Annotated in this window: 6 protein-coding genes; 5 read left to right on the top strand and 1 reads right to left on the bottom strand. The window is 35.6% G+C overall.

Going from position 1 to position 6,281, the window contains the following annotated elements; translation table 11 throughout:
• The first annotated feature begins 516 nt into the window (after positions 1 to 516).
• The 5 genes from pdhA (at position 517) to CN514_RS18095 (ending at position 5,967) form a co-directional block, all read left to right on the top strand.
• The gene (gene pdhA, locus CN514_RS18115) at positions 517 to 1,596 is read left to right on the top strand and encodes a pyruvate dehydrogenase (acetyl-transferring) E1 component subunit alpha (RefSeq protein WP_286141741.1); all 1,080 of its coding nucleotides are present in this window, start codon (positions 517 to 519) and stop codon (positions 1,594 to 1,596) included.
• Between the two features lie 3 nt (positions 1,597 to 1,599).
• Complete coding sequence (locus CN514_RS18110; RefSeq protein WP_098233796.1) at positions 1,600 to 2,577, top strand: alpha-ketoacid dehydrogenase subunit beta; 978 nt, start codon at positions 1,600 to 1,602, stop codon at positions 2,575 to 2,577.
• A 128-nt stretch (positions 2,578 to 2,705) separates the two neighbouring features.
• Positions 2,706 to 4,055, top strand: coding sequence for a dihydrolipoamide acetyltransferase family protein (locus tag CN514_RS18105; RefSeq protein ID WP_098233797.1), 1,350 nt, complete (start codon positions 2,706 to 2,708; stop codon positions 4,053 to 4,055).
• A 5-nt stretch (positions 4,056 to 4,060) separates the two neighbouring features.
• Positions 4,061 to 5,473, top strand: a complete 1,413-nt coding sequence (gene lpdA / locus CN514_RS18100; RefSeq protein ID WP_098233795.1) for a dihydrolipoyl dehydrogenase — start codon at positions 4,061 to 4,063, stop codon at positions 5,471 to 5,473.
• Between the two features lie 254 nt (positions 5,474 to 5,727).
• On the top strand, positions 5,728 to 5,967 hold the full coding sequence (locus CN514_RS18095; protein WP_098233794.1) for a hypothetical protein: 240 nt from the start codon (positions 5,728 to 5,730) through the stop codon (positions 5,965 to 5,967).
• Between the two features lie 2 nt (positions 5,968 to 5,969).
• On the opposite strand, the gene CN514_RS18090 is transcribed toward CN514_RS18095, so the two are convergent.
• On the bottom strand, positions 5,970 to 6,281 hold a 312-nt coding region (locus CN514_RS18090), incomplete at its 5' end, for a DUF1885 family protein (RefSeq protein ID WP_098233793.1).

The following is a 6,281-nucleotide window of genomic DNA, read 5'->3' as shown; positions in this document are numbered from 1 at the left end:
CAAAAATTAAATAATTTACAAAAAGACATATATGAAAAATATGGTAAATAACAGATTGGGACTAGAATTACTAAATAAAAATCGTTGTAGTACAGTTTGAAATTTATGATAAAAAAAATCCGTTATTAGCTATTTAAGTATAATTTAAAGGAGTTTCTGTTATTGTATAACAGATTGCTGTTTCAAAGGTAGTACAGGGTTAAAATTTTACGACGAATTTTCCGAAAAATCATGAATAAAATAATACAACAAAATATTTGACGAGTTTATGAACGTGTTATAAACTGTACTAGTGTTCAATGTTGTACTAGTGTAATACACGAATAGTATAAGTACAGATTTTAATTATAAGTTAAGGTTACTTGTAATTACTTTTAAGAAAATACACATGATGGATAAAGAAAATAAATCCTCCATAATTAAAGAAGGGTGTGGGTTTTAGTGGCAACTACTACGAAGAAAGTAGCTGGAAAGGAAACAACAGAAATGAAGAATACACAAACTGTTTCTGAATTAATGGATCAAATGCTTCAATTTGGTGATTCAGTTGGAACTCTTCAAATTTTAAATGAAGAGGGCGAAATCGTTAATCAATCAGCGATGCCTGATTTATCAGATGAGCAATTAAAAGAATTAATGAAACGTATGGTATGGACTCGAGTTCTTGATCAGCGTTCAATTTCATTAAACAGACAAGGTCGTTTAGGTTTCTACGCTCCTACTGCAGGACAAGAAGCTTCTCAATTAGCAAGTCAATTTGCTCTTGAAAAAGAAGACTTTATCTTACCTGGTTACCGTGATGTACCTCAAATGATCTGGCACGGTCTACCATTATATAAAGCATTTTTATGGTCTCGTGGACATTTAGTAGGAAGCCAAATTCCTGAAGATGTAAATGCAATCTTCCCACAAATTATTATTGGTGCTCAAATTGTTCAAGCTGCAGGTGTTGCACTTGGTATGAAATTGAAAGGCCAAAAATCTGTTGCCATTACATATACAGGTGACGGTGGATCTTCTCAAGGTGATTTCTATGAGGGTATGAACTTTGCTGGTGCTTATAATGCTCCTGCGATTTTCGTTGTTCAAAATAACAGATACGCAATCTCAACTCCAGTTTCTAAGCAATCAAAAGCTAGAACAATTGCTCAAAAAGCAATTGCAGTAGGTATTGCTGGTATTCAAGTTGATGGAATGGATCCATTAGCAGTATATGCTGCTACATCAGAAGCTCGTAAACGTGCAGTTAACGGCGAAGGGCCAACATTAATTGAAACATTAACATTCCGTTATGGACCACATACAATGGCTGGTGATGACCCAACTCGTTACCGTACAAAAGATACTGAAAATGAGTGGGAAGCAAAAGATCCAATCGTACGTTTCCGTAAGTTTTTAGAGAAAAAAGGTCTTTGGACTGAAGAAGAAGAAAATGCAATTATCGAAGAAGCAAAAGAAGCAATTAAAGATGCTATCAAACTTGCTGACCAAGAGCCAAAACAAAAAGTTACTCATTTAATGGAAAATATGTTCGAAAAAATGACAAGTAATATAGAAGAGCAATATGCAATTTACAAAGAGAAGGAGTCGAAGTAAGTCATGGCGCAAATGACAATGATTCAAGCTATCACAGATGCATTACGCGTTGAAATGAAAAACGATCCAACTGTAGTAGTATTCGGGGAAGACGTTGGAGTAAACGGTGGTGTATTCCGTGCAACTGAAGGTTTACAAGCAGAATTCGGTGAAGCGCGTGTATTCGATACACCACTTGCTGAATCAGGAATCGGTGGATTAGCAATCGGTCTTGGAATTGAAGGATTCCGTCCAGTTCCAGAAATCCAATTCTTCGGATTCTTATTCGAAATTTTTGACTCGATCGCTGGTCAAGCTGCTCGTATGCGTTACCGTACAAGTGGTCGTTTTACTTCTCCAATTACTTTCCGTTCACCATTTGGTGGTGGGGTTCATACACCAGAAATGCACGCGGATAGTTTAGAAGGATTAATGGCTCAAACTCCTGGTTTAAAAGTAGTTATTCCATCAACTCCTAAAGATGCTAAAGGTCTTTTAATTTCATCTATTCGTGATAATGACCCTGTTATTTATTTAGAGCACATGAAATTATACCGTTCATTCCGTGAAGATGTACCTGAAGGTGAGTACACAATCGAATTAGGTAAAGCGGATGTTAAACGTGAAGGTAAAGATGTATCAGTATTTGCTTACGGTGCAATGGTTCACGCTGCATTAAAAGCTGCTGAAGAATTAGAAAAAGATGGCGTATCAGTAGAAGTTGTCGACTTACGTACTGTTCACCCATTAGATATCGAAGCGATCGTTGCGTCTGTTGAGAAAACTGGACGTGCAGTAGTTGTACAAGAAGCACAAAAACAAGCTGGTATTGCTGCAAATGTAGTTGCTGAAATTAATGATCGTTGTATCCTTTCATTAGAAGCACCAGTTGTTCGTATTACTGCAGCTGATACTGTTTACCCATTCTCAGAAGCGGAAACAGTTTGGTTACCAAACCATAAAGATATAGTTGAAGGTATACAAAAAGTTTTAAACTTCTAATTTAGTTTATAACAAAACATAGTGAAAGGTATTTGATGAAATCATCAGTACCTTTCTTACATTATAGATAAAATATTTTAAAAAATTAATTTAACTTTGTTCGGAGGTAGAAATCTGTGTCAAACTCAGTGGCAAGTCTATTTGAATTTAGATTACCAGATATCGGTGAAGGTATTCACGAAGGTGAAATTGTAAAATGGTTTATTAAAGCAGGCGACGAAGTAAATGAAGATGATATTATTTGTGAAGTTCAAAACGATAAATCAGTAGTAGAAATTCCATCACCTGTAAAAGGGAAAGTATTAGAAGTATTAGTTGCAGAAGGTACAGTTGCAGTTGTTGGTGACGTATTAGTACGTTTAGATGCACCTGGTTATGAAAACATTAGCTTCAAAGGACAACATGCTGAAGAAGCTCCAACTACTACTCCAGTACCAGAAGCTGCTGAAGCAGTTCAAGCAAAAGTACAAGAATCTTATGAGCAAAGTGAACCAAAAACAGATGCTGCACCACTATCACCTGTTGCTGCGATTGAACCAAAAGCTCATGTAATTGCAATGCCATCTGTACGTAAATACGCTCGTGAGAAAAACGTAGATTTACGTATTGTACCAGGTTCAGGTAAAAATGGCCGTGTAACAAAACAAGACGTAGATGCATTCTTATTAGGTGGAGTAGCACCAGTTGCTGCAGCACAAACAGAAGTTGCTGTTGAAGTTGTAACAGAAGCGAAAGAACAAGAAGCTCCAAAAGCAATGCCAATTCCAGAAGGAGCATATCCTGAAACTCGTGAAAAAATGAGTGGAATTCGTAAAGCAATCGCTAAAGCAATGGTTAACTCTAAACATACTGCTCCACACGTAACATTAATGGATGAAGTAGATGTAACGAAACTAGTTGCTAGCCGTAAAAAATATAAAGAAGTTGCAGCTGCACAAGGTATCAAATTAACGTTCTTACCTTATGTTGTTAAAGCTTTAACTTCTGCATTACGTAAATTCCCAGCTTTAAATACATCAATCGATGATGCTACTAGCGAAATCGTACACAAACATTACTATAACATTGGTATTGCTGCAGATACTGATAAAGGTTTATTAGTACCAGTTGTTAAAGATGCTGATCGTAAAGCTATCTTCTCAATTTCTGCTGAAATTAATGAATTAGCTACTAAAGCTCGTGATGGTAAATTAGCTCCTGCAGAAATGAAAGGTGCTACATGCACAATCTCAAATATCGGTTCAGCTGGTGGACAATGGTTTACTCCAGTAATTAACCACCCTGAAGTAGCTATCTTAGGTATTGGTCGTATTGCTGAAAAACCAGTTGTATTAAACGGAGAAATCGTTGTTGCTCCAGTATTAGCGTTATCATTAAGCTTTGACCACCGTATTATCGATGGTGCAACTGCTCAAAACGCATTAAACCATATTAAACGATTATTAAATGATCCAGAATTATTATTAATGGAGGCGTAAGATAAATGGTAGTAGGAGATTTTGCAATTGAACTAGATACGGTCGTTATCGGTGCCGGTCCTGGTGGTTATGTTGCAGCAATTCGTGCAGCACAACTTGGACAAAAAGTTGCTGTTATTGAAAAAGGTAATCTTGGTGGGGTATGTTTAAACGTTGGTTGTATCCCTTCAAAAGCATTAATTACTGCTGGTCACCGTTATGAAACAGCTAAGCATTCTGAAGACATCGGTATTACAGCAGAAAATGTAAAAGTTGATTTTACAAAAGTTCAAGCTTGGAAAAGCAGTGTAGTTAATAAATTAACTGGCGGTGTAGCTGGCTTATTAAAAGGAAACAAAGTTGAAGTTATAAAAGGTGAAGCTTACTTTAATGATGCTAACACTCTTCGTGTAATTACTGAAGAATCAGCTCAAACTTATACTTTTAACAATGCGATCATCGCAACAGGTTCAACTCCAATCGAAATCCCTGGTTTCAAATGGAGCAACCGTGTAATCGATTCAACAGGTGCATTAAACTTACCTGAAATTCCAAAAAAATTAGTTGTTATTGGTGGCGGCTATATTGGTATGGAATTAGGTACAGCTTATGCTAACTTTGGTACACACGTAACAATTCTTGAAGCTGGTGACGAAATCTTAAATGGTTTTGAAAAATCTATGAGTTCAATTGTTAAACGTGGATTAAAGAAAAAAGGTAATGTAGATATCGTAACAAAAGCGTTCGGTAAAGGCGTTGAAGAAACTGCAGATGGCGTGACAGTTAAATTCGAAGCTAATGGCGAAATGAAAGAAATCGAAGCTGATTACGTATTAGTAACAGTTGGACGTTTCCCGAACTCTCGTGACATGGGCTTAGAAAATATCGGTGTTGAAATTAACGAACGTGGTGTTATTACAACTGATCAACAAGCTCGTACAACAATTAAAAATATTTACGCAATTGGTGATGTAATTGCTGGGCCTCCATTAGCACACAAAGCTTCTTATGAAGGTAAAGTTGCTGCTGAGGCAATCAGTGGTATGTCAAGTCAAATCGAATACTTAGCAATTCCTGCAGTAGTATTTACTGATCCAGAATTAGCAACTGTTGGTTATACTAAAAAACAAGCAGATGAAGAAGGATTAGCTGTTAATGTAGCAAAATTCCCATTCGGTGGAAATGGTCGCGCATTATCTCTAAATTCAACTGATGGATTCGTACAATTAGTTTCTCGTAAAGAAGATGGAGTACTAGTTGGTGCTCAAGTTGCAGGTGTAAATGCATCAGATATCATTTCTGAGCTTGGTCTTGCAATCGAAGCTTGCATGAGCGTTGAGGATATTGCACAAACAATTCACGCTCACCCAACATTAGGTGAAATCTCAATGGAAGCTGCAGAATTAGCGATGGGTCATCCAATCCACGTTTTAAAATAATTACTTAAAAACCTCCTATATTTTATAGGAGGTTTTTTTACTGTTCAAATTCATTTAAAACGCATTATTCAAAGCTTAAAGTCTTTGTTAAACGGAGATACATTAAAGGCAATACGATGGCAAAATAACGAAAAAAACGACTATCTGCAACCTCCTATTTGTTAGGAGGTTTTTTTGCATGATTAAGGCATGTCTCGCATAACGTTTAAAAAACAAACTTTCTAGTATTTGATGATTGATTGGTGGGAGTATTGATGCGAAAACAATTAATAGTATTAATGATACATCAACTATTTTGGGTAGGATTTTCATTTGTTTTATTCTTGTCGAAAAGAGATCAATTATATTCTAAAGTCATATTGTTTCTAGTATTCTTTTATCAACTTTATTTAATTGCAAAATACGTTGGAAACACAAGAAAAGCAAGTATTATTATTACTTGCTTTTATGCTTCAATATTTTTCTTTTGTCAGGCGATCGTAAATTTATTTTAAAATTATCGTTTGTAAAAATACATGATTCGATTGTTAAATAATTCAAGCTTTGCTTCAATTTTTTGAGCTAAATATCTACATAGCTCATTTGCTTTGCCTTTATCACCATAAGTTGAGTTTGGTAACAGAGTAATCACGATATTTTTATCATCTTGAATAGAAACAACAAAATGTTTATAACGTGAATCATTGCTCTGTAAATAAAGTGCATCTTGGTCATCTAATTTTTTATTTGAAATAGTGTAAGGAAAGGAAACCTTTTCATAATTCCAGTCAACTTGTTGACCGATCTTAGTTGAAGATTGTATGTAATC

Source organism: Bacillus sp. AFS001701, from assembly GCF_002559405.1.
GTDB lineage: Bacteria > Bacillota > Bacilli > Bacillales > Bacillaceae_G > Gottfriedia.
Note: the sequence above shows the minus strand (reverse complement) of the source record. Positions and strands in the feature narration are given on the sequence as shown.